Annotated in this window: 18 protein-coding genes; all 18 read right to left on the bottom strand. The window is 41.3% G+C overall.

The genetic code is table 11. The features are described 5' to 3' along the window. Positions 1-150: 150 nt before the first annotated feature. The 18 genes from PZE06_RS11660 to dhaM all read right to left on the bottom strand — a co-directional run bounded on the left by PZE06_RS11660 (position 151) and on the right by dhaM (position 16,718). Entirely contained in the window at positions 151-810 is a 660-nt protein-coding gene (locus tag PZE06_RS11660; protein WP_150915799.1) for an HAD family hydrolase, read from the bottom strand. 4 nt (positions 811-814) lie between these two features. Further along, positions 815-1,531: a KDGP aldolase gene (locus PZE06_RS11655; RefSeq protein WP_150915798.1), complete on the bottom strand. Its 717-nt coding sequence runs from the start codon at positions 1,529-1,531 to the stop codon at positions 815-817. Next, the gene (locus tag PZE06_RS11650) at positions 1,528-2,640 is read right to left on the bottom strand and encodes a DgaE family pyridoxal phosphate-dependent ammonia lyase (RefSeq protein WP_150915797.1); all 1,113 of its coding nucleotides are present in this window, start codon (positions 2,638-2,640) and stop codon (positions 1,528-1,530) included. The genes PZE06_RS11655 and PZE06_RS11650 overlap by 4 nt, the downstream gene beginning before the upstream one ends. 11 nt (positions 2,641-2,651) lie before the next feature. Continuing rightward, positions 2,652-3,290 carry a DUF4310 family protein gene (locus tag PZE06_RS11645; protein ID WP_095309424.1) on the bottom strand — a complete coding sequence of 213 codons (639 nt, stop codon included), beginning with the start codon at positions 3,288-3,290 and terminating at the stop codon, positions 2,652-2,654. A gap of 34 nt (positions 3,291-3,324) precedes the next feature. Next, positions 3,325-4,110: a DUF4311 domain-containing protein gene (locus PZE06_RS11640; protein WP_095309285.1), complete on the bottom strand. Its 786-nt coding sequence runs from the start codon at positions 4,108-4,110 to the stop codon at positions 3,325-3,327. A gap of 18 nt (positions 4,111-4,128) precedes the next feature. Then, positions 4,129-4,482, bottom strand: a complete 354-nt coding sequence (locus PZE06_RS11635; RefSeq protein ID WP_095309283.1) for a DUF4312 family protein — start codon at positions 4,480-4,482, stop codon at positions 4,129-4,131. 4 nt (positions 4,483-4,486) lie between these two features. Then, a complete protein-coding gene (locus PZE06_RS11630; RefSeq protein WP_095309280.1) occupies positions 4,487-4,849 on the bottom strand; it encodes a glycine-rich SFCGS family protein in 363 nt (120 codons plus the stop codon). Between the two features lie 21 nt (positions 4,850-4,870). Beyond that, the gene (locus tag PZE06_RS11625; RefSeq protein WP_191963223.1) at positions 4,871-5,188 is read right to left on the bottom strand and encodes a PRD domain-containing protein; all 318 of its coding nucleotides are present in this window, start codon (positions 5,186-5,188) and stop codon (positions 4,871-4,873) included. Beyond that, the gene (locus PZE06_RS11620) at positions 5,163-6,332 is read right to left on the bottom strand and encodes an amidohydrolase/deacetylase family metallohydrolase (RefSeq protein WP_150915795.1); all 1,170 of its coding nucleotides are present in this window, start codon (positions 6,330-6,332) and stop codon (positions 5,163-5,165) included. The genes PZE06_RS11625 and PZE06_RS11620 overlap by 26 nt, the downstream gene beginning before the upstream one ends. A 4-nt stretch (positions 6,333-6,336) precedes the next feature. Continuing rightward, positions 6,337-8,187, bottom strand: coding sequence for a BglG family transcription antiterminator (locus PZE06_RS11615; protein ID WP_150915794.1), 1,851 nt, complete (start codon positions 8,185-8,187; stop codon positions 6,337-6,339). Between the two features lie 472 nt (positions 8,188-8,659). Further along, on the bottom strand, positions 8,660-9,475 hold the full coding sequence (locus PZE06_RS11610; protein WP_150915793.1) for an IucA/IucC family C-terminal-domain containing protein: 816 nt from the start codon (positions 9,473-9,475) through the stop codon (positions 8,660-8,662). A gap of 10 nt (positions 9,476-9,485) precedes the next feature. Continuing rightward, a complete protein-coding gene (locus PZE06_RS11605) occupies positions 9,486-10,298 on the bottom strand; it encodes an ABC transporter ATP-binding protein (RefSeq protein WP_150915792.1) in 813 nt (270 codons plus the stop codon). Positions 10,299-10,312: 14 nt separating this feature from the next. Then, entirely contained in the window at positions 10,313-11,350 is a 1,038-nt protein-coding gene (locus PZE06_RS11600; RefSeq protein WP_150915791.1) for a FecCD family ABC transporter permease, read from the bottom strand. Continuing rightward, entirely contained in the window at positions 11,347-12,372 is a 1,026-nt protein-coding gene (locus tag PZE06_RS11595; RefSeq protein ID WP_095309266.1) for a FecCD family ABC transporter permease, read from the bottom strand. Before PZE06_RS11595 ends, PZE06_RS11600 begins: the two co-directional genes overlap by 4 nt. A 28-nt stretch (positions 12,373-12,400) precedes the next feature. Further along, entirely contained in the window at positions 12,401-13,411 is a 1,011-nt protein-coding gene (locus PZE06_RS11590; protein WP_150915790.1) for an ABC transporter substrate-binding protein, read from the bottom strand. A gap of 215 nt (positions 13,412-13,626) precedes the next feature. Further along, positions 13,627-14,808, bottom strand: coding sequence for a helix-turn-helix domain-containing protein (locus PZE06_RS11585; RefSeq protein WP_095309262.1), 1,182 nt, complete (start codon positions 14,806-14,808; stop codon positions 13,627-13,629). A 225-nt stretch (positions 14,809-15,033) separates the two neighbouring features. Then, a complete protein-coding gene (locus PZE06_RS11580; RefSeq protein ID WP_095309422.1) occupies positions 15,034-15,783 on the bottom strand; it encodes a DUF7225 domain-containing protein in 750 nt (249 codons plus the stop codon). A 557-nt stretch (positions 15,784-16,340) separates the two neighbouring features. Then, positions 16,341-16,718 carry a dihydroxyacetone kinase phosphoryl donor subunit DhaM gene (dhaM, locus tag PZE06_RS11575; protein WP_095309260.1) on the bottom strand — a complete coding sequence of 126 codons (378 nt, stop codon included), beginning with the start codon at positions 16,716-16,718 and terminating at the stop codon, positions 16,341-16,343. Between the last annotated feature and the right edge of the window lies 1 nt (position 16,719).

Genomic DNA, 16,719 nt, shown 5'->3' with positions numbered 1-16,719 from the left:
GTAGTTGAAAATGTTATTTTACTCATGTTGTCCCCTAGTTCTTATTTAGTAAGTTTAAGTATATAAAAAAATACCTATAGATAAAACACTCTTTTTCAAGTGTCCTAACTATAGGTACCATATTAATTCCCTTTTCTCCTTTAAGCTTGTTTACACCATTTTTTTCAGTTTGGTAGAATTTACTTCTTCCAAGGAATCAATCATTAAATCTGCTAGCGATAAATCCATTTTGATCGACCGATGTCTCACAGCCACTTTTTTCATATTTGCTCGGGTCGCTGCTACTAAACCATTCGTTGAATCTTCAATGACAACGCATTGTTGCGGGGGGTTGCCAAGCAGTTTTGCCGTGTGCAGAAAAATTTCTGGGTTTGGCTTGCTATCGGCAAAATCTTCACCGCTCACAATTACATCAAAAACATACTGCAAACCGCAATCCGTTAACACTCGATTGATTCGTTCTTTATCCGAGGAAGATGCCAAGGCAATGCTAATTCCATTACTTTTCAGTTCCACTATTAAAGGTAGAACACCTGGAAAAAGAATCTCCTTAAAGTTAAATGGTTTTGCGCGAAAGAATTCGTATTGGTACTGAATCAGGTCCTCCACTGATTGTGAAAGCCGACAGTGCTCCTTAATCAGCTGCCATTTTCGCTTTGAACTGCCACCGATTAACTGTGCTCTTATTTCTTCTGGAACGGTAATATTTAAGCGCTGAAATAACTCCCGATTCCATATCCGATATACCGGCTCACTATCTACAACAACACCGTCCATATCAAAAATAACTGCATATGTGTCTTCTTTCATCTGTTTAATTCCATTCCAGCCTCAATAATTGTTCCATTTTTCCCACTTCTGTTTTGCCGGTTTCTTGATCAATTAATGATGTATACAAATGGGGAATTACCGTTTTCGCACCATGATCAAGGCAGGTCTGAACAATTCGCTGAACATTTTCCACATCGATTCCACCCGTCGGTTCAAAAATGGTTAATCCCGCATCGACAGCAGCCTTCACCATTGCTGCTACTTCATCAAGGCGTCTATCACCGTCAATTGGGTAGAACTTGACAGAATCTATACCAAGCTCAGCGAGCATGGTTGCAGCCATTTCACAGGATACCTTTTCTTTGAAACGAGAACTGCTTGGTCCAGTAGAAACGTAAACTTGACCGGGAGAGCCAGAAGGTTCAACAAGGGCATTTACGAGCGTACGATCTGCCCCAAGCTCGTGTATGCGTCCGAGCGTATAGCCCGCTGCTGGAAATACTTGGTTTATATGATTCGGCACTGTTTTGGCTGAAACGTCTGCAACCATTTTCCACATTGCCGGATCGCCTGCTCCAAGCCCTACTGAAACAGGGATTTTATTATCTTTATAGAGTTCAACTTGTTCGATCGCCGCTTCAGCCGAAGGAAAATTTTTTACCATAACACCGATAAGCACACGATCACCAGCTAAATCTGCTAGCTCTTTCGCGTTCTCTACATCTTTTGCTAATACATTGAAAATAACTTTTTGCTTCATGATGATTGCACCTCTTTTAATATCCGTTTAATTTCACTTGCAATGATGTCTTCCTGTCCCTCCAATAAAGGTCGCGGATCGACCGCCAAAATCCCGACATTTACATAATGATGCCTTAAAAAAATGGCAGGGTTTCCTGTTTCAAGTCGACTAAGAAGCTCTGCTGCTGTCATACCTGCATTACTTGCATCCACCTGAATTTGCGCGCGATAAATCGCTCTTCCGGCTTCGTCCTGCTTGATGGAACAAGACAATCCTTTCACATCTGCCAAAGCAGTATTCAGCCTCGTCATGCGCTCAATCTGTTCTTCAGCATTATCCTTTTTAAATGGATATTGTTTTAAAGCGGCAATAAGCCCAGCAACCCCTTCTTTTCCAATCTTCATTGGACGGCCGATTCCTTTGTATTGCATGCGGCAGGCTTCCATCCACTCTTTCTTCCCGCAAATCAAACCAGAAGTTGGACCTTCCAATGCCTTTCCTCCACTGTATATTACGATGTCTGCTCCCATGCGGATATATTTTTGAAAATCTTCTTCTGCCGCCGCATCGATAATGAACGGTATTTGGTGCTCTTTCGCAATCTGCATCATCGTTTCAATCGACTGCATGCCTTTTTGCACGGCATGATGCGATTTAACATAAAGAAGTGCAGCCGTTCTATCTGTGATTGCCTGCTTGATATGATCCGCCTCTACCTTATTGGCATTGCCGATTTCGACAACTTTTCCACCGCCAAGTCGAACCATTTGTGCGATGCTTGCTCCAAAATGAACCTGCTGTCCCTTTTGAATAATAATCTCATTCCTGAGTCCCTCTGAATCTGGCATTCTTTCAATTAAGGAAAGATTTTTCCCAGTGATGACAGCGGCTGTGGAGATCGCGATTCCAGCTGCGGCGCCGCATGTCGGGCATCCATCCTCTGCCCCTGTATATTCAGCTATGACGCGGCCGGCAAATTCCATCATTTCTTCAATATCGACGTAGTCCTGGGCAGCTCTTTTAAGCGCATCTGCAACTTCATCACTGACTGCAGAAGCCCCCAGCGCTGTCATTTTCCCACTAGCATTAATGACTTTACGAAGACCGAACTGTGCAAAAATACTCATTGCTACTCCTCCTATTCTAAAGATATTGGGAATATTGCACCAAAAATCATGGCACCTAAAATTGCTCCTCCTGCTACCGGCTTTTTCCATATATAAAAGATCGCCGCGCCAATTGTTGAACCGATTCCAATTGGAATCGACGCGCTAGCCGCTGAGATGACGATGAGCGGTCCAAGAAAGCGACCCGATGCATTTCCTGCTCCCATCATGATGTCTGCTCCAAAAGTAGAGTTGGACTGTCCGACTGTTAATTTACGAATCGCTAAAATTGAATAACCAACCAGTGCCCCTAGTAGAGCGCCGGTAATTAAAGAAAGAATAAAGTTTTCAACAGGAGCAGTAATTCCCGATGCCAGCAAAATCGCAGGCACACCGATCCCAATACCGGTTTGTAATGATCCGCCAATATCTAGAATCCCAACAAGCGCACCTTCTAACACTCGGGCAAATAAAAAACTTGCACCAAAAGCTGCTGCTGCACCGTAGCCAGCTCCTTGAATTCCCGCTTCTAGCATGGCAACAATCGCAACATCATTAAATGCGCCAATTTTATACACATAATACATATGAGTTCCGGCAAAAATACCTGCCGATAGAAGCGCTACAAAGATTGGAAACGACCAATCTGCATACCAAAATGATTTATACATATCTTTTTCTAAAGACTCTGTTTGCGTTGTCAATTTACTTCACCTCTAGTCCTAATAGTTTATGGAAATCTAGCAGCCATTCTGGCGGCGTGATGTACATGCTTTCCAATAATTGAATATCAAAGCCACGGAAGAATGCACTCAAAATGAAGAGAACAATGACTGAAATAAGCAATGTCTTCGTCACTTTATTCCAGCCGCTATCATCGACTCCCTTGCCGATTAAGATCCCAAGCACAACGCCTGGTACGGCATTCCCCATAATCAAATGGGCAGCACCACCGAAAATCGTGCCCCAGAAGCCAGAGCGCTTTCCAGCGTCTAATGCAGCCAGCCAGAAAATAACAGGCATAACAGGATTAATTAATAAATTCGCTGCCGGCACAAGAACATGAACAGCAATCGCTTGCAATGATTCCGGAATGGCAGAAGCAGTTAAATTTAAAAAAGCAACAACAATGATTCCAATAATTCCGCCGGAGATTGCCATTTTTTTCGGATTATGGAGTGTATCCTCAGGACGTCTGCCTTTTCTCATCAATACTGCTGCCGCCCAGTTCGGAATAATCCGGTGATCCACATCCTGTGTGAAAGCACCTGCCCCAACTGAGGATGCCCATGCGTTAAAAAAGAAACCTAATCCAAACGAAAAGTGGGAAGCGGCATCGCCAGCACAGGCATTCAGTTCCCCTAATGTCCGAAATGCCCCCATTCCTTGCGCTTTCGGTGCATGAAACATTCGAGCAGCTCCAGCACCGACGCCAACACCGACAAGAGCACCAATAATAATTGATTTTATTGCTACTTCTATCAATTCCATACGTTTCTCCTCCGCTATTTATTTATCCGCTACTTGCCCATTGCGGAAAATATTATTTACAATACCATCTGGTGACTCGATTTTTTTAAAATCAATATCTTCAACTTTTAATAGCGTAATCTTTACATCCACGTCCATTAAAACCTTATAGACACTCCTTTTTCTCGGAAAGAAAAATAATAAAAAGCGCTCCGTATACGTATGTTCAATCGCTTCAATCACATCGATGCTCACAGGTTCAATACGGATGATCATTGCTTTGTACTCTTCCATCACCTTTCTCTGAATTTTCCCAAGTGCAGTGTTAATAGCGAGCTCCTTTGACTTTCCTTTTCCTTCTACCGAAACCTTATACTGAACGATTTTCTCCATTCGTTTACCCTTGTACTTTCTTTAAATATGCTTCCGTAATTCTCTTACCTAGTTCTTCCGTATCCATAAATCCAAAACCGAGAACTTTTTTGCCTTCATTTATCGCTGTAACACCCTCTTCTATCGAACGCATGCCATAATGTGCCGGATAGCCGTATTTTGTCTGCGCAGTGATTGCGCCAGCTCCACCGCTTCCACAGAAAGAAATGCCCAAATCTGCTTGTTCTGTTTTCATGACATCACCGAGGCGCATATCAGCACCGACACCAGAGATAACAATTGCCTTTCCACCAGCAGCTTCCACGCCTTTTGCGACATTTTGTCCTTTTCCTAAGCGATCTCCAATTACAACTACAACTTGACTCATGTTACATTCCCCCTTATTTCATTAAGCTTCCATTTTTGCAGTTTCAAAATGAATGGAAAGCAGGTATTTCTCATCTTCATGTAAATGTGGTAATTTATTGCACACTTTGCCTGCCATTTCAATCGATTGTTTTGACACTTCCTGAAAAAGATTTCTATCAACTGACTGAATCATTTCCTTATGCTTGGAGCGATAGACCATCGCTGAAATATGCGATAATAATGAGAGTTTTTGCGCATCTGTCATCTTAATCTTTTCTTCAGATAACAGCCCTTCCGTATATTTCATTACTTCCATACATAATTGCGGATTTTCACTTTTCTGGTGTAACTCTTGCATTTTGCCTTCCATTTTCCTTCGTGTATGCCACCTTTCCAGTCTTGATGGTAATATATGGTGTAAGTACTTGATGATAACTCATTTCCTCTCCTTCTGAATCAATGAGAGTGAACATCCCATCTTTCTTAAGGGCAAATATCGTCACATCAGCGATCGAACCAATTCGAAATGTCCCCTGCTCCTTTAAATGAAGCGTATCGACAGCTCTTTTCGTTACGGCAGCGACAACCTCTGGCAATGTATAGCCCAGAGCGAGAAGCTTGGTCATCGTCGTCATTAGACTGCCGACTGGATTCGAGTAGTTCTTTTTATAAATATCTGTGCTGATCGTAAATGGGAGATGATAATTGCCCTTAAACTTTCGCATCGTTTTATAGCTAAAGCTCGAGGTACCATGTCCAACGTCAAAACGAACCCCCCTGTCAACAGCACTTCTTGCTTCCGGTATCAATTCGCCCGCTTCATTAAGGATGCCATGCTGTTTTCCGTGGAAAGCATGGGTGACGATATCTCCCTTTTGAAGAAGCGGAAAAATCTCTTGCAAATTAGGTGGAGGGTTTCCGATATGCACCATTATCGGCTTGCCAAGTTCATCTGCAATCTCTCTTGCGTGGACTAACGGTTTAATTCCGCTACCCTTCACCACCGAACCGCTCATGCGCGCTTTTAAGCCGACAAGGCTTTTCTCCTTCTGAAATATTTCTTTTGCTTCTTCCAACGTCATTAGTTCTTCTAATCTAGCAAGCTCGGACAGCCCGTTACATAGACCTTGCCGCGAAATATTTAAAAAAGCCAATATTTCTGTTCTACTTTTTTCGATTATGCTCTCTTTAAAGACATGGTAATGGTCGAATCCTGCACTACCTGCATCGACGATCGTTGTAACCCCTTGCTCAATGCCGACTAGATCAGGTGCAATTCCGAGTTCAGTGTAATCTTTGAAAACATGCGCATGCAGATCGATAAATCCAGGTGCAACATAGTGATCGGTTGCATCTATGTATTCAATCCCTGCTTCTCCTTCCTTCCTGACATCTTCCACTGTGGCAAAGACACCGTTTAATATGCCAATCTCTTTTTTGCTAACTGTCGAACTCTCCGGATCAACGACTAAGCCATTTTCGATAATTATTTTCTTACACATACCATCACTTCCATTTTTTCAAGTACTGTATCACTGTAATAATCTCAGCCTCGTGCACATGTAAGTCTTTCTCTTTTAAAATTCGCTGAACACGGTTGAACATTTCCTCATCACTATCGAGCATTTGATAGTGGGCATATAAATATTGGTCATATTGCTTATCAAAGTAATAGCGATGTACCATAAGGAAAATGTGCATCATAAAAGCGTTTTTCCAGTTTTCTTCTTTTTCAATTGGAAAGGCTTCCAATAATGCGTGTGCGACTTCAAAGCCTTTTAAAATAATCTCTTGGCTGAGACTTTCACTATCTTCACTGCTCGTAAAATCATTGTTTTCAAGCAACTGGTTCATTTTCTCACCATCTGAACCAATCATTGCCCGCACTTGCTTGCGGATTTCCTCAATATCTCTTTTGACAGGCAACGGTTCGACTACAATAACAGGTACTGCAGCTTCAACAGGAAAAACACTGATGATTAAGTCTACCTCTTCAGTCTGACAAATTTCTTCCACTTCAAGGAGGGAGCAATATGATACAATATCGACCGCAGGGATTTCCTTTTCCACCTTGTTTTTGATCAGACGGGCAACACCTCTCCCTGTAGAACATACATACAGTACCTTTACTTTCTTTTTCGGCTTAAATGTATTTTCATAGGAAACGAGAAAATGCAAAACAATTAAAGAGCTAAATGAGTCTTGAGCAATCAATGTATGCTGCTTCACAAATTTGCGACATGCCTCTTGAACAGTTTGAAAAAGTGAAGCATGATTTCTTTTCACTTCGTCCTCCATCGGATTTATTTCGTTCAAATATAATGAGCCATTCTGAAGCCTTAATGACAAATGTGACAGCAAGTTGCTATAGAGCTTCGGGTCTTTTTTATAGTCGATTCCTTCCCGAAGGCTCACATATTCAATGATCTTCTTTGTAATTCCTACTACGTCCGTTTGTTCCGCTGCTTTTTCCATATTTCCTGACACGTATAGAAACTCTTCCTCAAGCAATGGCAACTGCATTTCTGCATAAAGCTTTTCCATCACAGATACAAGAAAAAGAGATAGCTCATCTTCATATTGAGATCGTTCTAATACCCGATAGCTGTTTATCGTATGGCCCATATTTAGTCTTGCAACCGAAAAAGTAAGGCGCAGCAGAAACTTTAATAGATCTGAGAGTCGAAGCAAAGGAGCTAAGGAAGGGGAATATAACCCACTCATATGTTTTTCAGCAGTCTCATAAATTTGTTTTAGTGGTCTCTCCAATACGGTACCAATCTCCACTTGCCGCTCTTGTTTTGTAATACGGGTAGTCATTTTATAAATTTGGTAATCATCTAAACTATTGTAAATAATATGCTCCAGCACAAGCCGCAGTTGAAGCTCGTTGCCGTTCAGACGGTAACCTACTCTTGGCTTTCGCTCTAATTCAATATTCGACGATGTTAAAAATTCATCAACATGGTTCAAATCACTCAAAATTGTATTTCTGCTTACTTGAAGCAACTCTGAAAGCTCTGCAGCCGTCTTATAACCATTTGTTAATAATAAGGACAGAATAATCCTTTTTACACGCATTGCTTGATCCGGATAAACTTGAAAACGCTTAAATTGATTCAAAACCCTTCTAAGCTCTGCACGCTCCCGTTCATCGCAATGAATCCAAATTCCCTTACTTGTTTGAGAATTTACGGTCAAGCCCTGAAGTTTAAACCACTTTCGAACATTTTCAAGATCATATTTGATCGTTCGTGTACTTACTCCAAACTCCTTCGATAAATCCTTAATTCTAATCGGAGCTTTTGTATTTAATAGCTTATTCGTTAACTGAAATTCTCTAGCGCTTAGCATCATTTCACCACTCTACTAGTAGTCGTGCTTCATAATCGATTATTAGCTCCATTATAAGGACATTTTTTCATCGCGGACAGACAAAATTACTTCCCTATCATTAGTGAAATAATTTGAATATTGGTTCATTCACCTCAAACCATTTTATGCAGTTCCATATTAAGGAATGGTAGAGCTTTTTTATCGATAAACTGTTCATGTTTACCCTAATAAAAAACCTCCTACAATACAGTAGAAGGTTTGATTTAATACTTGTACTCTTGTCGAAATTGTACTAAGTTTTCATAGATTTTGTTATATGTGATGTTAATACTAACCTCAACGCTACAAAGCATCATTGAAAGTCATGTGAAACCAAGGCTTTTCACGAATTGAGTCCTAAATCATTTAAAAAAGCTTTGGTCATTTAGCGGCTAATCATCTTTTCTTAGATTGTTTTGACAGTATCAGCATTCCTTCTTAATTCCAACACAACCTATTTTTTCATTGCGCGCGGACAGATGTCACAATATTTAGGTGAACTTGTTGTTAAATAATAAAAACAACAGGTATGACGCATTCTCGTTGCTCCGCTGTCGTCATTTCTCTGCCTCAGCGAAGTACGAAAGCGTGCAACCGGGTTATAAGACTCTCCGAAATTAGCCCCATCACTTAGTGCAAGCAGTGCGGCATAATCGGCCTGCGCTTGTTCCTTTTTACAGTTGGGCAGCTCTAGCTTAGCAATTTTTCTCTCAAATAACGAATAAATGCGCACTGCCGTATTTTCCCACAAGATAATAGGCGATACCGAAGATGCCAGTGCCAAACTCCGCCACAATGGAGCAAGATGTAATAAAAAAAGCTGAGAGATCGAACAAAAATACCAGTCTCTCCGTTCCTCAGCTGTGTTGCCAAATACAGGAGTAATATTGCTTGTTTGTAAAATAAGGCTCGGTTGCCAGCTCTGTTGTTCATTATTATAAAGCTGCACATGCTTCAATGAAACATCGAGCGCCTTATCATAGATACTCATTGTATATAGAGCTGGTACTACTAAAAGTGCCGCGTAGCGTTTTGCAAATTGTGAGGCTGCGACAGCAAGCGATGGTGCTCCAATAACTGCACATAAGTACCGCAAATATTCTGTACAGTGTTCTTGCTCCAATAGTTCCTCCATACATAGAAGCCGATTTGATGAAGGAGTTTGTTTCGTAAAAAGTTTCAAACAGCTAACTGATTTCTTATCAACCATAAGCTGAAAACGACTGGCTAATTCATCGAGCTCCAGCTTAGTCAATTGCCTATTTGACATCACGTTCCCCTCAGCTCCCACTCATAGAATGCGACAAGCGACGTCCTTTGCCATAAGGTAGAAAAAGCGGTGTGCCAAAAATCGGATCATGCATTAGCTCACACTTCATATCAAATACAGCTTCTACCGTGCTAAGCGTCATCACTTTTTCCGGCGCACCTTTGGCGACAACAGTTTGATCTGCTAAGGCGACAATATGATGAGCATAGCGACAAGCAAGATTCAAATCATGCAATACCATAACAATTGTACAACGATCCCGTAAATTCAATTCATACAATAAATCAAGTATTTCAACTTGATGAGCCATATCCAAATAAGTTGTTGGTTCATCAAGCAATAATATATTCGTATTTTGTGCAAGGATCATGGCGATCCAAGCGCGTTGTCGCTGGCCACCTGACAAGGAATCCACTGTGCGCTCCGCCAGCTCACTCATGCCCGTATCTGCTAATGCTTTATTCACTAAACGCTCATCCTCTTTCGTCCATTGCGACAACAAACTTTGGTGAGGATACCGCCCTTGACGTACAAGATCCTTTACAGTAAGCCCTTCCGGAGCAAGAGGAGCTTGTGGCAAAATCGCAAGCTGCTGGGCTACCTCCTTTGTTGACCATTTCGATATTGCTTTTCCATCCAATAAGACTGCTCCGCCGTCTGGTTTTAATAATCGGCTTATTGCTCTTAGCAAAGTGGATTTACCACAACCGTTTCGTCCAACAAACACCGTAATTTTCTGAGATGGAATTTTCAAATCCAACTCATTAATAATAGGTGATTGTCCGTAGGAAAGTGTTAACGCCCTTGTTTCCAACATCGTCATATGTGACCGCCTCCTTAATTGTTGCGATTGCGAAACAGCAAATAGATAAAGAAAGGGGCTCCAACTGCGGCAGTGAACACTCCCACTGGTATGTCCTTCGGCAAAAATACAGTTCTGGCCAAAGTATCTGCCAACAAAACAATAAGCGAACCCGTTAATGCTGAAGATACTATTAAGCTTCCGCCCGACGCTCCCGTAAGCTTCCGGGCTAAATGCGGCCCAATCAACCCGACAAAACCTACTGCCCCTGCTACTGCAACCGATGATCCTGCTAAAGCCACACTAATAACAAGAAGCACTGCCCGCTGTTGCTGTACAGATGAACCAAGTGCTGCTGCCACATCATCTCCTAGCTCTTGTAATCTCAAGTGCCTGCTGTACATAAATGCCAGTGGAATAAAGACCAATGACCACGGCAATAACGAAAGAACATTGACCCAAGAAGAGCCATAAATACTTCCTGTCATCCAAATATAGGCCTGACTCGCGGAAGCATTTGGGCTTAATGTAATCATGAGCATCGTTAGCGCTCCAGTTATTGCTGAAATTCCGATGCCGATTAAGATTAAACGCACGGGACTAATTCCTTTTTTCCAAGCAAGCATATAGATGAGCAGCGAAATTAGTCCAGCTCCACAAAAGGCAGCTATCGGTAGAAAATGGATGCTCGCTTTACCAGACAACAAGGTAATATAAGCAATTGCTGCAAGCGATCCTCCTCCAGAAATTCCTATAATATCAGGCGAAGCGAGCGGATTTCTAATAATTCCTTGCAAGATGGAACCTGCCACACTGAGCGAAGCGCCCGCAAGCATTGCTACGATAATACGCGGTAGTCTAAGTTCAAAGACGACAAGATTCATTTCAGCATTTGCTAAACCCGCTGCTACACTGGAAAGTTCTGCAAGAGATAACCATTTGCCGCCAGCGCTTAAACTGATGATAAAACTAACAAGAAGTAGAAAGATAAGCACCGCTATCACCATGAGCTCGCTCAAATTGATCAAAAAGCTTACTTTCTCTCGTTTGCTTCGATAGACTCTCTCGTTCATGGTCCTTCCTCCCTTGAACGCAATCCTTTTCTAGCTATGTAGACAAAGAAAGGTGCCCCAATCAATGCCGTCATAATTCCGATAGGTACCTCCCCCGGCATTACAATATAACGTACCGCAATATCAGCAAGCAGCAATAAAATCGCACCAAGGAAGGCACTGTAGGGAATAACCCAGCGATAATCAACCCCTGATAAAAAACGGGCAATATGAGGCATAACTAAGCCAACAAAACCGATCGAGCCGGCAACCGAGACGGCGCTACCTGCCAATGCCACAATCACGGCTGCGGTCGCTCCTTTAATGAGCACCGTTTTTTGACCAAGTCCTTTGGCAATATCATCGCCAGAATTAAGAATGGTTAACGGCCGCGCCAGAAACTGTGCAACGAAGAACGCAACGAGCAAGTATGGGAGTACAATCTGCAAATGCTGAAGCTCTCGTCCAGCGATCGAGCCGGCCATCCAGAAAAGCACATCCTGCAGCCCCGATTCATTAAGCACGAGCATCCCTTGGGTAAACGATGAAAACAAAGCAGTAGCCGCAGCTCCTGCAAGCACAATTTTTACTGGCGTCATACCATCACGACCAAGGGAACCAAGGCTAAAAACGGTCATTGCCGCAACGGCAGCTCCAAGAAAGGCAATCCAAATTAGCGCACTCATCGAATTGATCTGCAAAAAATGAAGCGCGAGTACAATAAAAAAGACCGCGCCAGCATTGATCCCAAAAATGCTCGGCGAGGCAAGCGGATTGCGAGTTAGTCCCTGCATAAGCGCACCTGCCACAGCTAAAGCAGCCCCAACAAGCAATGCAATGACCGCCCGTGGCAATCTCGTTGTACGAACAATCATTTGCTCTATCACTGTGCTATCGTAATGAAACACGGCATCCCAAACAGCTTCCCAAGTAATTTGGGTGGTACCGAGCTTCAAGTTCAAACCAAATGAAACGATGAGCAGGATACTACAGAACAGCAAACCTGCCCACCGCGTGATTGACCGATTCAAAAACGGAATCACAACTTCTCCTCCACTCCAAACCAAATCCTTATTTTTCTAGTTCAAAATACTCATATAAATCCTCAAGCATTAAAGTAGCGGCTATTGGACCCGAACCGTTATTCCAAACTGCCGTATCGACCTCATATACTTTGTTATTTTTTACGGCACGCAAATTTTGCCACAATGGATGCTCCATCCATGATGCACGTAAATCCAGTCTTCCATCATCGCGTGATGTACTCGTCTGGTCAAATAATATATCTGCATCCATTGACGGGATATTTTCCTTCGTCGTCAATTTTACACCCCAAGACTCTCCCTTCTGATTATCGGGACGAGGAATACCCAGTTCGTCCAATACGAGAGCGGCAAATCCGGTATAAACAATTCGGACATGATCAGTACGAAAATCAATCACAGCCACCTCCGTGTCATTCAAACGTTCACCCACTTGCTTCTTAAAATCAGCAACCTTCTCATCCCATTGCTGGAGGAAGCTTGCCTCTTCTTCCTGCTTGTTAAGTGCTTCAGCCGTCAGTTGCAGCGTATCTTTCCAAATATGAACCTCCTCGGTCATCACAGTCGGGGCAATCGCTGAAAGCTGCTCACTTATTTTTTCATGTCGCGTTTTTGAAGCAATGATAACATCTGGCTTTAGTTCAGCAATTTTCTCCAAATCAGGCTGATTTTCATCACCCAAGTTTACAACTCCGTCCATTTGATCGCGAATGTACTCATACCAAGGCTGTTCAATCCATGATTCAACGGCAGCAACCGGTTTGACCCCGAGAGCCAACGCCGCATCTGTTGCTCCCTGAAATAAAGTAACAGCACGCTGTGGCGTTCCTTCAATATCGGTTGTCCCCATTGCATGAGTGATTGTACGCATCTGTCCATCCTGTGAACCACTTTGTTCAGTAGCCTCAACCTGGCTAACGGCCGTTGCTTGCTCTTCCTTTTCTTGCTGATTTTTAGATGTATTCGTTTCCCCTGCCCCACAAGCGACAAGCATGATTATGGTTAGCAGCATAATGAATACCGTTCCTATTTTTTGCATTTTGGTAACTCTCCCTTTGTTAATTAATTTCTCTCATTAAATTAAATGATAACGAGAATCATTATTAATGATAAAACATAGTCAAGCTCAAATACATGAACATTTCTGACATTTTGGTCCATTATGCTGCATGTTCCAATTTTTTTTCGAAAAAAAACCAACTTATGTCAATGCAAAAGTTGGCCAAAAAAGTTTACACAAAATAAGCAATATAATTAAGAAGTAATTCCGCGTTTTATGGCATCCAGTAGCAAATTATGCGACCAAGGATTATAACTCGTATATAAATGACCGCTGGCAATTAAACTAAATGTTTTTCCTTGTCGCACCGCTGGCAATTGTCTCCATTGCTGTCTTGCCAACAACCTTCCAAGTTCATTTGTAAGCTTAATCTTCGATAATGATTTTCCATCATATTGGAAGCTAACCAACACAATTCGTTCAGCAGCATAGGTTGTTACAAGTTGCTGTAGGGACACTTGTTGATAATGCGAAATCTTCTCTACACCTTCTGGCATCTGCAATCCCAAATCATGATAGAGGACCGAACCAAGATTACGTTGACCATAAATGTACAATTCGCCAGCCGCATTTATACCAAGAAGCAAAATACGCTCTGAACCCACTTTGTTGCGAAGCACGCTGCGCAGTTGCAGCGCCTTATCCTCATAACGGTCCAACCAATTGTTAGCTTCATGCTGTTTATTCACAGCACGGGCAATTTCCTGAAAATGATGACGCCATTCCTGCGCAAAGTCCAGCTTGAGCGTCGGGGCAATTTGATTTAATTGCCGCAGACGCGGAGACAGTTTCTCATCACGATTTCCTCTCGTAACGATGATCTCTGGCTTTGCGTCGTTCAGCTTGTCCATTTCTGGATTAAATTGACCAATCGGGACAACTTGATCCAAGTGCCTTTTTACTTGAAATGCACAATTAAGCACAGCCGCATATGGCGTTATACCGAGCGCTAGCAAATGACCTGTCGTAAGATGATTTAAGGAAGCGATTTTTTCGGTGTTCCTTATACGTTTTACATATAGAGAAGGTGCCAAACCCACCTGTGATTTAAATCTGCGGCTAAAATAAAATTCATCGCTAAAACCTAAATCATAGGCAATCATTTTGGCAGGCTCTATTCCACGTAGCAAACGGCTTTTAGCATAACGAATCCTAATATTAGTCAAATAACGCATTGGACTGCATGCAAACTGCTTTTTAAAAGCTCTAGTATAGTAATCTGGATGCAATCCAGCTATCGTCGCTAGCTGTTCTCTAGTAATGACTTCATTAAAATGCTCCTCCATAAAAACAACCGTTTCCTGAAGCCGTTCAACCAAGGTTTGACGCACTACTTCACCCGAAGCGATCTCATCGTCATTTTTTCGCTCTGTCATCGACGTTTCCCTCTTTCCATAAAACCATAAATGATAATGATTATCAATATCATTTTATACAAAAACGGGCAAAGGTTCAAGATCAAGACTTCTATCTTTCCTCATGTTCCTTTCAATCTCTCACCAAATCGCCGTCATTGGTGAAAGCTCATTAAACGATTTTCTATTAGATGCAAATGAGAGCAAAATTTGTAATTCTTAAATAAACTTCCATGATTTATCAAATCATCTTTTTAAAGAACTTATTTTAACTTCATATTTATTTCCATATGTTCTTGGTGATGGAATTTCTTCCTTTGGTCCATAATATAACAGTTTAAACTCGTCATCCTTATACTGAATAACAAAAAGATCATCGAACTGGTCAAATGTATTTTTATTTATCGATATAAAACTATTATCCTGTGCAGTTGTTTTAACACTAATTCTTCGTCCGTCCTTAATGACATCAAAGCCATGTTGATTGGTCACTCTTGCAAGCTCACCATTCGTGTAAAGAACACAGTAAAATTCGCCTAAACGACCGATAAGATGCCTTAGTTCAGTTGCCTTGCATCCTAGAACATTCATTTCAAATCGAAGCATTTCCATGTAATTTTCATATAGCTTCTGTATTTGCGAAATTCCTATTGTTCTTTGTTCACTGATTTGTTTGTTTGGATAAAGAATTAGTTTCCCATTGTCCCATTCTCCCACAACCGCTTCATAATCTGCTCCTTTTGGCTTGTGAAAGATGAGTCCTGTATATGGATAGTTTTCACCTACATACCTATAAGTACTTCTGTTGATATAAACAAACAGATGTTTATTAAAAATTGCCCCTTTGTTATAACGGTTGTAACAATAATCTGAAAGAATAATGCTACTCGGATTTGTATTATATTTTGTTATTAATCTATCTCTTATCTCTGCAAACGTAAAGGTATCTCCCATTCTTTCTCTAAGAGCTTCTTTAAGTTGTTCATAAATAGTCAGCAAAGCACTCACCTCATTAATGTGAAATTTTAGGAATCTTTTATATAGGACAAATTTGCATCAATCTGCTCCCTTTGTCTCGAAAATAACACAATTGTTATGAAAAAAAAGTAAAATTACCGCAGTGATTTTTTTACATCTTTTAACTATTTTTAGATTCAAATACTGAAGCTTATCTAACGTAATCACAAGCACTAGATTGGCTTTAGTTACTTATGCTAATTGAGCGTTGTTCAATCTCAACTTTTCCTCTCTTTAGAACATAATAGAAAGCCACTTAATTATCGTGAGGAACAGCGGTTTTACTTTTCATTTTAACAAGTATAGATATGTTTAAATAATACCGTTTTGCAGTTTTAAATTTTAGCAATTTGGCAATAATGGTTTGTTAGAAAAAATTTAAACCACCAGTTTACACTGATGGTTTGATGATAGTGTTCGTTCATTATTAGACAGTTCTTAAATTAAGTTTTTTTTGGATTATTCCATGAAACAAAGATTTCCCACGAAATGAGCCAAAAATCAACAAAGCTAAATGGAAGATTCTTTCTTTTCGCTCATTCCTTCGTTATTTTTTGCACTGCCTCTTCAATTTCTTCTATTGTCCTGCCAATGCCAGACTCAACTGCTGCAACATAGGCTCCTTCCAATATTGGTGCATTAATGACTTTTACATGATCATATCCGCACAGCTCTATCGCTAGCTCCGCATTCATCTTAGCACTGCCCAAATCATAAAATAAGAGTACCCCTTTTTCACTATATGCCCGCTCAATTGCATTGTTTATCTTCTCTACACTAGTGCCGATCTCATCATCTTCTGTTCCACCTGCTATTTCAATTGGAACATTATGAACGACCTGCTGGATAATTTCTTGTATACCCGCTACCACTTTGGAGCTATGGGAAATAAGAACAATTCCGACATTTGCCATC

It is taken from the genome of Robertmurraya sp. DFI.2.37 (assembly GCF_029211245.1).
Classification (GTDB): Bacteria; Bacillota; Bacilli; order Bacillales; family Cytobacillaceae; genus Robertmurraya; species Robertmurraya methanolica_A.
The sequence above is the reverse complement of the archived record's forward strand: the minus strand, read 5'-3'. Positions and strand labels throughout refer to the sequence as shown.